Raw genomic sequence first — 14,637 nt, 5'->3', positions numbered from 1 at the left:
CTCGACCACTTCGCCAACGAACTGTTCGACTATCTCGTATACTACAACAACCACAGACCCCATCAGGCCTTGGCAGGACAAACTCCCAAGGCCTTCGCCGCTACCAAGACCACCGCGATCCAATCAGCGAATTATTGAACATCGACAGCAATGACGAGGGGAGAGCGGAGCTCACGCCTCCCGCTGCTGCAACAGCGCTTCCACATCCAACCGCTTCGTAAACATCGCCAGCTTCCCATCGGGCCCGAACGGCCATCGCTCCCTCGGCTTGTCCCAATAGAGCTCGACGCCATTCTGGTCGGGGTCGCGCAAGTAAAGCGCTTCGCTGACGCCATGGTCGCTGGCGCCATCGAGCGCAATGCTCGCCGACAGCACCCGGTGCAGCGCGTCCGCCAGCGCCGGCCGCGTCGGATAGAGAATCGCGGTGTGATAGAGCCCGGTCGTGCCTGGCGGCGGCGGCGAGCCACCCTTGCTTTCCCAGGTATTGAGGCCGATGTGATGATGATAGCCGCCGGCCGAAATGAAGGCCGCGCCGGAGCCCATCCGCTGCATCAGCTCGAAGCCGAGCACGCCGCAATAGAAGCCGAGCGCACGATCGAGATCAGCGACCTTGAGATGGACGTGGCCGATCCTGGTGCCGGCGGCGATGGCTGGGCTTTGCGACATGCTGGTGCTCCGTTCACACTATGCACATAAGGCCTGCCTTGGGATCGCGCTACGGGCCGATCCCGAAACCCATTGTTTCCAAACGGGAAGCCAATCGGGGATGAAATTGATGGTGTCGGTATCAGCCCCAGGCGGAGGTGACCTCTCCCCGCTGGGGAGAGGTGAACAAAGTCCGGCGATCGTGCCCAAGGTCACTCGCTCTAGCTCAGCTCCGACACTTCGCCCTCGGGCAACCCGAATTCGAACGTGTTCAGCGTCATCGACACCATGGTGTAATAGCCGCACAGCCCGATCACCTCGACGACGCCGCGTTCACTGAGCAGTTTGACCGCCTCATCGTAGAGACCCTTCTCGACGCCATGCCCTTCGTGCAGCGACTTCGCGACGTCGTAGATCATCTTTCCCTGGGGATCGTCGAACTCAGGCGTGCGGCGGTCGCGGATCGCCTCGATGATTTTTGGATCCATGCCGCCGGCAAGCGCGAGGCGCTTATGCGCATACCATTCGTAATGCGCAGTCCAGTGCCGTGCCGTCACCAGGATCGCGATCTCCGAAAGCCTTGCCGGAAATATGGTGTCGAAGCGGAGCACCTCGCCAAGCCGCGTGGCGTGCCGCGCCATCTCGGGGCTGCTCAGCCAGGCCATCATCGGCGCCGGCGGCTTGCCGCGCTTGCCGGCAATGGATTCGTCATAGGTCTGGCGCTGGCTTTCGTTCATTTCGCCAGGCGAAAGAAGTTTCAGGCGCATCCTCGTTTCCTCTTTGTTTTCAAGCCGACATGCCCCGGATTATAGCCGAAGGCAGCGCGGCGCGCGCGGCACGGAAGTGGTTGAATTCCACGGTGCGATGGCCCAGAGTCGCGTCCAACAAGTCGATTTTGATTGATGGAAACGACCAATGGCTGAATCTAGGACCAGCGACACTGAGAGCGCCGATCTCGAACAATTCCGCAACAAGACGCGCGCCTGGCTTGAAGCCAATTGCCCGCCGGAGATGCGCAAGCCGGCGACGTCGGATGCCGACGTGTTCTGGGGCGGGCGCAACGCAAAATTCTCGTCCGAGCCGCAGCGCGTCTGGTTCGAGCGCATGCGCGACAAGGGCTGGACAGTGCCGGACTGGCCGAAGGAGTATGGCGGCGGCGGCTTGAGTGCTGCCGAACACAAGGTGCTGCGCGCCGAAATGGCAAAAATGGGCGCGCGCCCGCCGCTGTCGAGCTTCGGCATCTGGATGCTCGGGCCGGCACTGCTGAAATACGGCAACGACGCCCAGAAGAAGGAGCATCTGCCGAAGATCGCCGCGGGCGAGATCCGCTGGTGCCAGGGTTACTCCGAGCCGAACGCCGGCTCCGATCTCGCCTCGCTCCAGACCCGCGCCGAGAGCGACGGCGACGACTTCATCATCAACGGTCAGAAGATCTGGACGTCCTACGCCAACTACGCCGACTGGATCTTCTGCTTGGTCCGCACCGATCCGACCGCGAAGAAGCACGACGGCATCAGCTTCATCCTGTTCGACATGACCTCGAAGGGTGTCTCCACAAAGCCGATCCTCCTGATCTCCGGCTATTCGCCGTTCTGCGAGACCTTCTTTGACAACGTCCGCGTGCCGAAGTCGCACGTGGTCGGCCAGATCAACCGCGGCTGGGATGTCGCAAAGTATCTGCTCCAGCACGAGCGCGCGATGATCTCGGGCATGGGCGAGCGCGGCGTCGGCCGTCCACTCGGCCAGATCGCGGCTGACACCGTCGGCACCGATGCGCTGGGGCGGCTCGATGATGCCATGCTGCGTGGCCAGATCGCGCGCTTCGACGTCGACGAAGCCGCGCTTGCCGCCTGTGCCGAGCGCGCGGTCGATCTCGCCAAGGCGGGCCAAGCGCATCCGGCGTTCTCGTCCGCGATGAAATATTACGGCACCGAGCTCAACAAGCGGCGCTACGAGATCCTGATGTCGGCCGGCGGCGTCGATGCGCTGGAATGGGAGAGCGAACGCTCGAAGCAGGGCGCCCGCCCGCGCGCCTGGCTGCGCACCAAGGCCAACTCGATCGAGGGCGGCACGTCCGAGGTCATGCTCGGCATCGTCGCCAAGCGCATCCTGGATCTGCCGGGGGCGTAACGTCCCGTCGTTCCGGGGCGGTCCGCAGGACCGAACCCGGAACCTCGAGATTCCGGGTTCGATGCTGCGCATCGCCCCGGAATGACAGCAACAATTCATTCCGCGCGATACTAGAGACTTAGACACATGGCCCTCGTCCTCACCGAAGAACAATCGATGCTCCGCGACTCCGCGCGCGGGCTGATCAGCGACAAGGCACCGGTGTCGCACCTGCGCCATTTGCGCGACAGCAAGGATCCCACCGGCTTCTCCAAGGAGCTTTGGCATTCCTTCGCCGAGATGGGGTTTGCCGGCCTGCTGGTCCCCGAAGAGTTCGGCGGCTCTGGCCTCGGCTATGTCGAGGCCGGTGTCGTCATGGAGGAGATCGGCCGCACCTTGATGCCTTCCCCCTTCCTCGCCACCGGCGTGGTCGCGGCCTCGGCCCTCAATCGCGGCGGCAATGCCGCGCAGAAATCGGAATATTTGCCGAAAATCGCGAGCGGCTCTCTGCTTGCGGCGCTCGCCATCGACGAAGGCGCAAAGCATCGTCCGCTCCAGACCAGCCTCCGGGCCGTGCGCGCCGGTAACGGCTTCAAGCTCTCCGGCGCCAAGGCACTGGTCGTCGACGGGCACGTCGCCGACCTCCTCATCGTCGCCGCGCGCACCGCGGGTGCTGCCGGCGAGCGTGAAGGCCTGACGCTATTCCTGGTCGACTCCAAGGCGAAAGGGATCGCGGTCGAACGCACCGTCATGGTCGATGCGCACAATGCGGCGCGGGTCGAATTCGCCAATGTCGAGGTCAATGCCGACAGCGTGCTCGGCGAGGTCGATCAGGCCGCCGGCGTGCTCGATATCGGCCGGGGCGCCGTCGCCTCCGAAATGGTGGGATTGAGCGATGAGGTGTTCAATCGCACCGTCGAGTACCTGAAGAGCCGCAAGCAATTCGGCAAGCTGATCGGCGAATTCCAGGCGCTCCAGCACCGCGCCGCCGAACTCTACATCGACATCGAGATCACCCGCGCCGCCGTCATGAAGGCGCTTCAGGCGCTGGATGCCGATGTCGCCAAAGCAGCCTCAGCCGTGGCGGTCGCCAAGGCCCGCGCCGGCACCACCTCGACGCGCGCGGTGCACGAAGGCGTGCAGATGCACGGCGGCATGGGCATGACCGACCAGTTCGACATCGGCTTCTTCATGAAGCGCGCACGGGTCTGCGAGGAACTGTTCGGCGACGCCAATTACCACACTGAGCAACTGGCACGGGCGCGGGGATATTAGGCGCACCGTCACGTCACCCTCGGTGTCATCGCCCGCGAAGGCGGGCGATCCAGTACGCCGCGGTTTTCCGGATACGATTGACATCTCGTAATACTGGATCGCCCGGTCTAAGCCGGGTGACGACAGTTGAGAATGTGACAGCGCTTGCCCCAAGCTCGTCATTGCGAGGAGCCCTTGCGACGAAGCAATCCAGACTGCGTCCGTGGAAAGATTCTGGATTGCTTCGCTTCGCTCGTAATGACGGCGGAGGGATCTCCTACCTCATTGGCGGTGCATACTGCACACCACCGGCATTCCACAGCTGGTTCATGCCGCGCGGGATCTTCAGCCTGGACTTCTCGCCGATGTTGCGGTCGTACATCTCGCCGTAATTGCCGACATGGCGGATGATGCGGGCGGCCCAGTCCTTGGTGAGGCCGAGCTGCTCGCCGTAATTGCCCTCGGTGCCGACGAGGCGCATCACTTCCGGCTTCTTCGACTTCAGGGCTTCGTCGATGTTCTCCGAGGTCACCCCCAACTCCTCGGCGTTGATCATCGCATAGAGCGTCCACTTCACGATCATCATCCAGTCGTCGTCGCGCTGGCGCACGACCGGGGCGAGCGGCTCCTTGGAGATCATGTCCGGCAGGATCATGTGGTCGCCGGGTTTTGAGAGGTTCAGCCTGAGCGCATAGAGCTGGGAGACGTCGGCGCTCAGCGTATCGCACTTACCGGTGTCGTAGGCTTTCACCACGTCGTCGAGCTTGTCGAACTTCACCTCGTCATACTTCATGTTGTTGGCACGGAAGTAATCGACGACATTGAGTGCCGTGGTGGTGCCGGACTGGACGCAGACCTTGCTGCCGGTCAGGTCGAGCGACGTCTCCTTGTTGCGCGAGCGCGGCAGCATGAAACCTGCGCCGTCATAATAGGCCACGGCCGGGAAATAGAGGTCGTAGTCGAGCTCGCGCGCCATGCTCCAGGTCGAGTTGCGGGAGAGGATGTCCACCTTCCGGCTCTGCAATTCCTTGAAGCGCTCGCTGGCATCGAGCGCGACGAACTTCGCCTTGCCCGGATCGTTGAAGATCGCCGCGGCCACCGCGCGGCAGAAATCGACGTCGAAGCCGGTCCAATTGCCCTTGCCGTCCGGGATCGAGAAGCCCGGCAGGCCCTTGTTGACGCCGCACAGCACCTCGCCACGGCGCACGGTCCGCTTCAGGGTGCGGGTGTCGTAGAATTCATAGATGATGGCCAGAACGGCGACCAGCACGGCGACCGCGAGCCCGATCAGCAGGCCGCCTCGAAAAGTGCGCATCATGTTGCTCTCTCGAAAAATCGGGAAAAGGAATATTCGCTAAGGCGAGGAAGATCAGAGCTCAGGCTTCTGCCGGATGACAACCTTGGTCCCGACCGGGACGCGATCGTAGAGATCGGCGACGTCATTGTTGACCAGGCGGAAGCAACCCGAGGACACCTTGGTGCCGATCGTATCCGGACGGTTGGTGCCGTGGATGCGGTAGACCGTGGTGCCCAGATACATGGCGCGGGCGCCGAGCGGGTTGCCAGGGCCGCCGGCCATGAAACGCGGCAGATAGGGCTGGCGCTGGATCATCTCGGGCGGCGGCGTCCAGTCCGGCCATTCCTTCTTGTTGGTGATGTTCACCAGCCCCTGCCACTGGAAACCGTCGCGGCCGACGCCGATGCCGTAGCGGATCGCGCGCCCGCCGGGCTGCACCAGATAAAGGTGCCGCTCGGCCGTCGAGATGATGATGGTACCGGGCGCCTCGGTGGTGCGGAAGTAGACCACCTGCTTCTGCCATTCCTGGTCGAGCTGGTAGCCGTCATCGGCGATCAAGCCCGGCTCGTCGCCGCGATCAGGCTGCTGCGCGAAGACGTGGGGAGCCGACAGGATCAGGCCCATCGCAGCCACAAACATCCCGGTCAGGCGACGAAAATCCGTCATGTAAAAGCTCTCCCCGCTGCCACAGCGCAAATCATTTCAGAACCATCAAACCTGAGGGGCAGGTTCATGGCAAGTTGATGGCGCGCCGCCCTAGTATGTCACGAGAATGCTTTGGTTTTTTGACGGGCGGCGCAATGCCACAAACAGGGGATGGCGCGAAAAGCATATATTGTCGCGGCAGGTCGGCGCACTCGCTTTCCCCGCGTGTGGAGAAGGGGATCGCATAGGACTTCCCGGCGGCCTAAGCGCGCGCCTCGTCCGTCGAGACGGCGCTCACGCGCCTCTTCAGGATGAGGCTAAGAGGCATCGCGGCATCACTCAAATTGCTGCCGCGGACTCCGTTCCTCATCCTGAGCGCCCGCCGGAGGCGGGCGTCTGGAAGGATGGCCGCAGGCGATTTGTCAGCTCCTCTCCAGATGCGACCGCTCTGTCGCAAGCAGGGTGAGAGCTAAATCCGGTTATTCTCCGCCGCGATCCCCAGCCGCCGGACGATCTCGGCGCCCACGGCGCGGGCCTCGAGCCGCGAGCCGATGCGGGGGCTGCGGAAGCGCCGCCCGGAGTGCAACCGGATCACGACGATGCAGTGCTCGTCCTCGGATCGGCCGCGGCGCTCGACCGTGATCGCCTTCACGTCGCCGCCCTCGATATGGTCGGCGCGCGGCGTGCCGTCGCCCCACAGGCGTTCGACGCGAATATCCCGTTGCCGGATGATCCAGAAAGCGCCGGTCACGAGATTGGCGTATCTGTGCACGGCGAACGCGGCGATCGCGCCAACCGGCAGCAGCATGATGTCGATCGGTCCGGGCGGCAGTCCGCGCCAGAGTTTGTAGGCGTAGGGAACGGCGCACAGTGCGACAGCGATCAACGCCACGATGCGGATGTCGCGCGCGGAAAACGGCTCGAGGGGTTCGCCGAGATGCATCTCGGGATTGCTGGCATCGAGTGGATTGCTAGGTGCCTCGACGTTGGGAACGCCGAATTGCGCGGCGATCTGGGCCACGGTATCGCGCACATGCGTGACGTCGGAGATCGGTGGGGACGTTAGGCGTTCCCCGGAGGCCAGCGTGAAGGCCAGCTGGAAGCGGGCTTTCGCCCTCTTACTGCCGGGAACCTGCAATTCCCTGATGTCGTCCTTCGGGACGACCCGCGTGCGGAGCTTTCCGAAAGGACGCTGTTGCCCGATCAGGATCTCGTTCGGTGTGATGATCCACACCACCGCCGGCGCCAGCATAATCCCGCAGACGAATGCCGCGCCCAGGAGGAGAGCGGCCACCGAGATGGTCACTTCCAGTGCGTCGTGCGTGAACAGGCCCGGCGTGAAGCACAGCGCAACCGCGGCCGCAGAGCCGGCCATGATCAGCCGCTGCGCGATCGAGGAGCCTTCACGAAGGCGGATGTCGGTGCTGGTGGTCGCGTCCATCGCGGGCGGCTGATTCCGGGGCTGCGAAACTCCACGGACGGCTCCGTGGAGTCAAGCAACAAGGACGACAGATGAAGCCGGCGGGGCGATGCCGGCGCGGCAGCTGTTCACGTTCAGGAGCCGCGCCACCGTCTGGTCGTAGCTGCCTTCGCCTTCGTGCTGGAACACGATCTTGCCGGTCTGGTCGATGATGTACTGCGCCGGCCAATATCGGTTGCGGTAGGCGTTCCAGGTCTTGGAATCGTTGTCCTGCGCCACCGGATAGGTGATGCCGTGGCGTTTCAGCGCAGCCTGCACGTTGGAGGCGGAACGCTCGAACGGGAATTCCGGCGTGTGCACGCCGACAACGATAAGGCCTTTGTCCTTGTACTTGGCGTAGAGGTCGGTGACGTGCGGCAGCGTGTTGACGCAGTTGACGCAGCCATAGGTCCAGAAGTCGACCAGCACGACCTTGCCGCGCAGCTCGGCCATGCTCAGCGGTTTCGAGTTGAACCAGGTGTTGATACCGGTGAAGTCGGGCGCGGTCTGCTGGCTCGCGGCCGCGGTGACGACGGGCGCAGCGCGTGCGGCCTCGTCGCAGATGCCGGGGATGACGGCGCCTGATATGGTCATGCTGATCAGGGCGGTGGCCACAGCGAGCAGTTTGAAAGTCATGAACGAGTCCTCCGGTTGAGATGCGCGATGATCACAGGCCGATCTGGCCGGTGGGATAGAAGCCGGTAAGCCACGCCACGATCAGCGTGTCGTATTGAAAATAGGCCGCAACCGCGAAGGCGTCACAACGATGCCAAAGCCCTGCTGCAGCCGCGGCGAGATGCGGGCGAGGCTGCGCACCCGCGTGCTGGCGGCCTGGCCGCCATAGGCGATGGCCAGCATCGGGATCGCCGCGCCGATGGCGTAGGCGACCAGCAGCGTGCCGGCCCAGGTCAGATTCTTGGAGGTCGCAACCAGCGTCAGGATCGAGCCGAGCACCGGACCGGCGCAGGGCGTCCAGACCAGGCCGGGCGTGGTGCCGAGCACGAGCCCACCCAGTGCGCCCTCGCGCTGGATGGCGCTAGAGCTGCCGAGATCGAGCCAGCCATTGAGCCGGATCGACAGCCATTCGAACGGCGTCGGCCACAGCATCAACAGGCCGAAGCCGAGCAGCAGGATGGACGCGGCCTCACGCAACACGTTCGGATCGAAATCGAACAGCCGCGTGATTGCTCCGAGCAGCAGCGCGGTGGCCGAGAACGACATGACGAAGCCGAGCGCGATCATGGCGGGGCGCAAGTGCCCCGCGCGCCCGATCGAGGCGCCGAGCAGGATCGGCAGCATCGGCAGCGTGCACGGCGCGGCGATAGTCAGGATTCCGGCAAGGACGGCGAAGAGAAGTTCGAGCATGGAGCCACTCGTGCATGAGGTCACGAGGGCTGTTCGGGATGGATGTGTCAGACGTTACGCAGCGTCACGCCTTCGTGACGAGCGAGCTGCGTACCACGACGGCGGTGCGCCCCCTCTCCCGCAAGCGGGAGAGGCGGGAGCGCGCGGCACGAGTCTAGCCCCAAACACAAAACGACCCGGAGGGGGGCATCCCGTCCGGGTCGCTGGAGGTCCTTGGGAGGTTTAAGCAAAACCGTATGTGAGTTTTATAGGAGGGAAGTTTTTCCGCCTGATGTTGTGCTTTGTTTCAATTGTTTCGTCGGCGGTAACACTTCCGTGTCCGGGGATGGGGCCAAAGGAGCGGTCCTATCCCATTGAATCCATTGAGCTTAGGCGGCGAAACGATCCACGCCGGCGCCCTTAAGCAAATCGGCCAGTTGTTTGCGGGCGTAGAACATCCGCGTCTTCACCGTGCTCTGCGGGATGCCGATGATCTGGCCGACCTCCTCCACCGACTTCTCGTGGTAGTAGACGAGATTGATGATCTCGCGGTGGGCGGGCGACAGCTTCTGCACGCAGGCGCGGAGGATGGCGCTGGTATCGTTGCGATCGAGCGAGGTCTCGGGCGTCTCGGCATCGTCGGGGATCTGGCGCACGTCCTCCTGGTCGATGTCCTCGAAGCGCCGCTGGCGCATCGCGGTCAGCGCCTTGAAGCGGGCGATCGAGAGCAGCCAGGTCGAGACCTGCGAGCGGCCTTGGAACTGGCCTGCGGTCCGCCACACGTCCAGAAACACCTGACTGACCAGATCTTCCGCCGTGGTGGCATCGCGCACGATGCGAAGGATGAAGCGGTACACCCGAACGTTATGGCGGCAGTACAGCATGTGCATGGCCGTCCGGTTGCCGTCGGCGATGCTTTCGAGAAGCATATCGTCCGAAGTCGCCTGAACGGCAATGATGCTGTGGCTGGCTTGGGCGTTGATGGCAATGACGTTCGGCATGGACTTAGCTCCCCGTAGCGCCGCAACCGAGCGGCGTTTCCTTAAGCCGGAGTGTTAATGAGCCAACGTTTCGGGACGTCTGCACGAAAAGGAGAAAATGGTTTCGTGCGCCGCCAAATTGTTTCTTCGGAAGGGGTGCGACGAAACATTCGGGGCAAAAAATCGTGGAATTTCAATGTGCGGAAAATACGGGATAGGGGGGTAAAGCCGGGCGTACGCGCCGGGAACGGATTTCCGGCCCTTGCGTTTGGTGCGCCAAACACTCTCCTGTCGTCCCGGGTTCGCTTCGCGCCTAAGGGCGCGCTTGTCCGGGACGACAACTTTATTTGCCGCGCGATTTACGCCTTCTCGCCGGCCGGCGAGAACAGATAGCCGCCGCCGCGGATGGTGCGGATCACGGCGGGTTTTGCCGGGTCGGGCTCGATCTTGCGGCGGATGCGCATGATGCGCAGGTCGACCGCGCGGTCGAAGGCCTCGGCGTCGCGCGCGTTGGCGAGCTCCAGCAGGCGCTCGCGCGACAGCACGCGTTTCGGATTGGCCGCGAACACTTTGAGCAGCCCGAACTCGGAGGCGGTCAGCGGATGCTCGTTGCCCTCGTCGTCGCGCAAGGCCTGCGCTTCGAGATCGAGCCATTTGGTGCCGAAGCGCACCAATTGGTCCTTGTCGGACTTTGCGGCCGCGGCGTCCGGCGCGGCAGCCTTGGCCGGCCCGCTTCGCCGCAGCACCGAACGGATGCGCGCCATCAGCTCGCGCAGCTCGCACGGTTTTGCCACGTAATCATCGGCGCCGAGCTCGAGCCCGACGACGCGGTCGATCGGGCTCGCGGTCGCCGTCAGCATGATCACGGGCACGTTGATGCGGCTCTTGAGATCGCGGATGATCGAGAGCCCGTCTTCCTCGGGCATGTTGAGGTCGAGTACGACGAGGTCGGGCATGCTGCCCTGGATCGCGGCGCGCAAGGACTTGCCGCCGTCGCACAGCGTCACGGTGAAGCCGTGCATCTTGAGGTAATCGCCGACCATCTCCCGGGCCGGGGCCTCGTCGTCGACGATCATGATGTGCTGGCTTTGGGTCATGGTCTTGAGATCACGGCATTTCGGTCGCGGGGAGGGTGATGGTGAAGGTCGAGCCCTTGCCAGGGCCGTCGCTGTTGGCGGTCACCTCGCCGCCATGCATGTCGATAATGCGCTTGACGATGGACAACCCAAGCCCCGTCGAGCTCTCGCCGGCGGTCGGCTTTGCGGACAGGCGCTGGAACCGACCGAACAAGCGGCCGAGATCCTCCGGCGACAGGCCGGCACCCTCGTCGCTGACCCGGACGGTGGTTTCGGTACCCTCATGGGTCACGGCGACGGTGATCTTGCCGCCGATCGGCGAGTATTTGATGGCGTTGCTGATGAGGTTGTCGATCGCCTCGCGGATGCGGTCGGTATCGCACATGGTGACGATGTTGGGCGGCGCGGCGACGCTGATCGTCTGCTGCTTGTTGACGGCGAGCGGCTGGTTGGCATCGGCGACCTCCTTGACCAGGGCCGCGACGTCGACCGGCTCGCGGCGGATGGTGATGTCGAAAGCATCGGCCATCGCGTCCGAAATCAGGTGATCGACCATCGTGGTCAGCCGCTTGGTGGCATCACGGATGTGATCGACCTGAGCAACCACGCCGCTTTCCGATGCGCCGGTCGAGATCAGCTCCTTCAGCATCTCGGTGCGGCCGAGGATGACGCCGAGCGGATTCTTCAGATCGTGCGCGACGGTGCCCAAAATCTCGTTCTTGAAGCCGTTGGCGCGCTGGAGCCGCAGCCATTGCGCGGACAGGCGGCGGTTGGCCTGCATCAGCGCGCGGGTGCGCTGGGCGACGCGATCCTCCAGCTGCGTGTTGGCGTCCTGAAGCTGCTGATAGAGGATCACATTGTCGAAGGCGATCGAGAGCCGGCTGGAGAAGATCTCGACCAGCGAACGGTCGGTCTCGGACAGTTCGCGCTCGGCCTGGAGCAGCACCACCACCTCGCGGCCGCTGCCGGTGCGCAAGTAGATCACGCTGCGGTGGTCGGCGAATTCGTTCTTGCGGCGCTGGAACGCGGCTTCCACCATCTCGCGCAGATCGGGATCAAGCGCCTTCGATGTCGTGCTGCCGATGAAGCGGCTGTAGCAGCCGCTGCCGGCGAGCACCGAGAGCTCGGGGTCGATGCCGCCATTGTCGCGCAAGACCAGGATGCCGGCGCAGTCGACGTTGAGCAGCGAGGCGAGCTGGGTCAGCACGCCCTCGGCGAGCCGCTGCATCGACTTGAAGTCGTACAGCGTCGAGGCGGCGTCGATGATGATCTCGAGCCCGCGCCGCGTCTGCACCATGCGCTCGAGCTGCTGATAGGAGCGCAGCGCCGCGGTCAGCGAGGTAAACAGCTTGTCGGCGGTGAGCTCGGTCTTGGCCTTGTAGTCGTTGATGTCGTACTGCACGATCACCCGCCGCTCGGGCGCCTGGCCGGGCTGCCCGGTGCGCAGGATGATGCGGACAGTCTCGTTCTTGATCTCGTTGCGGATGAATTCGACGAGCTCGAGGCCTGCGACGTCGGTCTCCATGATGACGTCGAGCAGCACGGCGGCGATGTCGCCGTGCTCGGCCATCAGCTTGCGACCTTCTGCCGCGGAATAGGCCGACAGGATCTCCAGGCGCTGGCCGTTGAGGCTGTAGTCGGACAGCGCGAAACGGGTGCCGTCATGCACGGCCGGATCGTCGTCGATGACGGCGATCTTCCATTTCCGGGTGTTGGCATCCTCCGACGCGGTACCGGTGTCGTCGATCAGGTGGAGGACATCGTCCTGTTCGGCCATTGAGAAGTCCCGTCACTTTCTGTGCTTTGCGCGCCGCCCTTGGCAATGCGCGGCATGATAATGCGAAATGTAGTGCCTTGTCCCAGCTTGGATTCCAGCATCATGCGGCCGCCGAGCTGCTGGGTGACGAGGTTATAGACGATATGGAGGCCAAGTCCCGTGCCGCCTTCATTGCGCCGGGTGGTAAAGAAAGGGTCAAAGGCCTGGCGCTGCACGTCGGGGGTCATGCCGGCGCCGTCATCGGTGAAGCTGATCTCGATGTCGTCGGTCCCGCGCGGCCGCGCCGAGATGATGATGGTGCCGGCACGTCCGTCGGCGAAGGCGTGGTTGGCGGCATTGAGGAACAGGTTGGTCAGAATCTGGCCGTAGGAGCCGGGATAGCCGTCGAGCAGGAGCCCTTCGGGCACGTCGACCTGAAGCGTGATCGGCGAGCGCTTCAGCACCGGGCGCAAGCTGGCGATGATCTGCTCGGTGGCCTCGCTGAGCGAGAACTGCCGACGCTCGGCATGGGAGCGGTCGACCGCGACCTGCTTGAACGACTGGATCAGCTCGCCGGCGCGCTGGAGGTTGGCAACCAGCTGCTGCGAGGCCTCGCGCGAGGACTGCACGAATTCTTCCAGCTGCGAGCGGCGCAGGCCCCCATCGCCCTTGAGCTGCGCCTCGAAGATCTCGCTTCGCCGGGCAAAGCTCGAAGCGACCGTCAGGCTGATGCCGATCGGATTGTTGACCTCGTGGGCGACGCCGGCAACCAAGCCGCCGAGCGCGGCGAGGCGCTCGGCGTCGATCAGATTCTGCTGTGCGGTGTTGAGCTCGAGCAGCGCACTCTCGGCTTTTTCCTTCGACGCGCGCAGCTCGTCCTCGGTCTGGCGCTTGGCGATGGCGTTCTCGCGGAACACTTCCACGGCGCGCGCCATCGCGCCGACCTCGTCGCGTGCCTTGGTGCCCTGCACCTCGCGGCCGAGGTCGCCGAGCGTGATCGCGCGCATCGCCGTCATGAGCTGCTGGAGCGGCAGGCGGATCGACAGCGCGATCAAGACGCCGGCGGCGAGGATGATGCCGAGGAAGATCACCGCAACGGAGAGTACGCGGCGAGAGATGTCGGCCAGCGTGCGGTCGAAAGTCTCCTGCGCCTTCTGCTCGCGGTGGCGCATCTTGGTCGAGAGGTCGTCGATGGCGCCGATCGCCTCGGCTTGGCTGGCGTCGATGGTGTTGCGCAACAGCTCGGTGCGGCTCGCCAGCTGCTCGGACAGTTTTGCAAAGCCCTCGCGCAAGGACGCGGTGCGGTCCGCGAGCCGCCGCAAGGCCATGCGCTGGAGGTCGTTGTCGGCGAGGTCGATCATGACCGGGATGGTCTTCTCGATCGTCTCGGTGTTGCGCCGCGCGTCGTCGGCCGCGCCTGACGACAGCGACAGATAGTACGAATTGGCCGCGACCAGCATCGCGGTGAAAGCCTCGCGGGATTTTCCGAGCGAGGGCCAGATCAGCGCGTCGCGATGGCCGGTGGCGCCTTCGATGATGGAATAGAGCCCGGCCATGTCCCTGGCCGGACCCTGCACCTGCTCCTCATAGGTCTTGGCGATGGTGGCTTGCACGCTGCGCAGCTCGCCAAAGCCGTTGAGGAAGCGGTCGGTGGTGCGCTCGAGCTCCTCGACCGAGCCTGACAGCATCGGGTCCTTGGTGGCGCGGCCCGTCAGCGTGCCCAGCACCGCCTCGCGCAGCAGCAGGATCTCGGCGAACAGGTCCGGGCTCGGCTGGTTGATGTAGCGGTGGATCAGGTTTTGCAGCCGCCCGGTCTCGCTTTCGAGCAGCGCCAGGATCCGGTCGGACTCGCGCACCTGGCGCACGTCGTCCCAGGCCGAGCCCAGCACTTGCACGCCGTTCCAGATCATCGCGACCAGCACCACCACCACGGCGGAGTTCAGCGCCGCGATTGACAGGATGCGCCAGCGGATCGGCACCGCCCGGAGCGCGGCGACGATGCGCGCGCGCACCCGTCCGAGCGGGCCGGGCGGCCTCTCTGCGGTCTCGCTGTGTCCGAGCCCAGCCAAGAA

General features: G+C 64.3%; 12 protein-coding genes and 1 pseudogene. 2 read left to right on the top strand and 11 right to left on the bottom strand.

Annotated elements, in window-relative coordinates; genetic code table 11:
* Positions 1 to 171: 171 nt before the first annotated feature.
* Together IVA96_RS19430 and IVA96_RS19425 are read right to left on the bottom strand one after the other, a co-directional pair.
* Positions 172 to 666 (bottom strand): VOC family protein, encoded by a 495-nt coding sequence (locus IVA96_RS19430; protein ID WP_247281901.1) that lies wholly within the window; start codon positions 664 to 666, stop codon positions 172 to 174.
* A 200-nt stretch (positions 667 to 866) separates the two neighbouring features.
* Positions 867 to 1,412, bottom strand: coding sequence for a carboxymuconolactone decarboxylase family protein (locus IVA96_RS19425; protein ID WP_247281900.1), 546 nt, complete (start codon positions 1,410 to 1,412; stop codon positions 867 to 869).
* A 148-nt stretch (positions 1,413 to 1,560) separates the two neighbouring features.
* Here IVA96_RS19425 and IVA96_RS19420 point away from each other — a divergent pair, with 148 nt between their 5' ends.
* Together IVA96_RS19420 and IVA96_RS19415 are read left to right on the top strand one after the other, a co-directional pair.
* Positions 1,561 to 2,775, top strand: a complete 1,215-nt coding sequence (locus tag IVA96_RS19420) for an acyl-CoA dehydrogenase family protein (RefSeq protein WP_247281899.1) — start codon at positions 1,561 to 1,563, stop codon at positions 2,773 to 2,775.
* Between the two features lie 126 nt (positions 2,776 to 2,901).
* Positions 2,902 to 4,029: an acyl-CoA dehydrogenase family protein gene (locus IVA96_RS19415; protein ID WP_247418707.1), complete on the top strand. Its 1,128-nt coding sequence runs from the start codon at positions 2,902 to 2,904 to the stop codon at positions 4,027 to 4,029.
* Between the two features lie 256 nt (positions 4,030 to 4,285).
* On the opposite strand, the gene IVA96_RS19410 is transcribed toward IVA96_RS19415, so the two are convergent.
* The 9 genes and pseudogenes from IVA96_RS19410 to IVA96_RS19370 form a co-directional block, all read right to left on the bottom strand.
* A complete protein-coding gene (locus IVA96_RS19410) occupies positions 4,286 to 5,323 on the bottom strand; it encodes an amino acid ABC transporter substrate-binding protein (RefSeq protein WP_247418709.1) in 1,038 nt (345 codons plus the stop codon).
* 54 nt (positions 5,324 to 5,377) lie between these two features.
* Entirely contained in the window at positions 5,378 to 5,971 is a 594-nt protein-coding gene (locus IVA96_RS19405) for a L,D-transpeptidase (protein ID WP_247281897.1), read from the bottom strand.
* A gap of 448 nt (positions 5,972 to 6,419) precedes the next feature.
* Positions 6,420 to 7,391, bottom strand: a complete 972-nt coding sequence (locus IVA96_RS19400) for a hypothetical protein (RefSeq protein ID WP_247281896.1) — start codon at positions 7,389 to 7,391, stop codon at positions 6,420 to 6,422.
* 51 nt (positions 7,392 to 7,442) lie between these two features.
* Positions 7,443 to 8,045 carry a thioredoxin family protein gene (locus IVA96_RS19395; protein ID WP_247281895.1) on the bottom strand — a complete coding sequence of 201 codons (603 nt, stop codon included), beginning with the start codon at positions 8,043 to 8,045 and terminating at the stop codon, positions 7,443 to 7,445.
* A gap of 31 nt (positions 8,046 to 8,076) precedes the next feature.
* A pseudogene (locus IVA96_RS19390) lies at positions 8,077 to 8,774 on the bottom strand (cytochrome c biogenesis CcdA family protein).
* Between the two features lie 368 nt (positions 8,775 to 9,142).
* Positions 9,143 to 9,754: a sigma-70 family RNA polymerase sigma factor gene (locus IVA96_RS19385; RefSeq protein ID WP_247281893.1), complete on the bottom strand. Its 612-nt coding sequence runs from the start codon at positions 9,752 to 9,754 to the stop codon at positions 9,143 to 9,145.
* A 338-nt stretch (positions 9,755 to 10,092) separates the two neighbouring features.
* Positions 10,093 to 10,830, bottom strand: coding sequence for a response regulator (locus tag IVA96_RS19380; protein WP_247281892.1), 738 nt, complete (start codon positions 10,828 to 10,830; stop codon positions 10,093 to 10,095).
* Between the two features lie 10 nt (positions 10,831 to 10,840).
* Positions 10,841 to 12,586 carry a DUF3369 domain-containing protein gene (locus tag IVA96_RS19375; protein WP_247281891.1) on the bottom strand — a complete coding sequence of 582 codons (1,746 nt, stop codon included), beginning with the start codon at positions 12,584 to 12,586 and terminating at the stop codon, positions 10,841 to 10,843.
* Positions 12,556 to 14,634, bottom strand: a complete 2,079-nt coding sequence (locus IVA96_RS19370) for an ATP-binding protein (RefSeq protein WP_247281890.1) — start codon at positions 14,632 to 14,634, stop codon at positions 12,556 to 12,558. The genes IVA96_RS19375 and IVA96_RS19370 overlap by 31 nt, the downstream gene beginning before the upstream one ends.
* Between the last annotated feature and the right edge of the window lie 3 nt (positions 14,635 to 14,637).

The sequence above is a fragment of the Bradyrhizobium sp. 159 genome, assembly GCF_023073795.1.
Taxonomy (GTDB): Bacteria; Pseudomonadota; Alphaproteobacteria; order Rhizobiales; family Xanthobacteraceae; genus Bradyrhizobium.
Note: the sequence above shows the minus strand (reverse complement) of the source record. Positions and strands in the feature narration are given on the sequence as shown.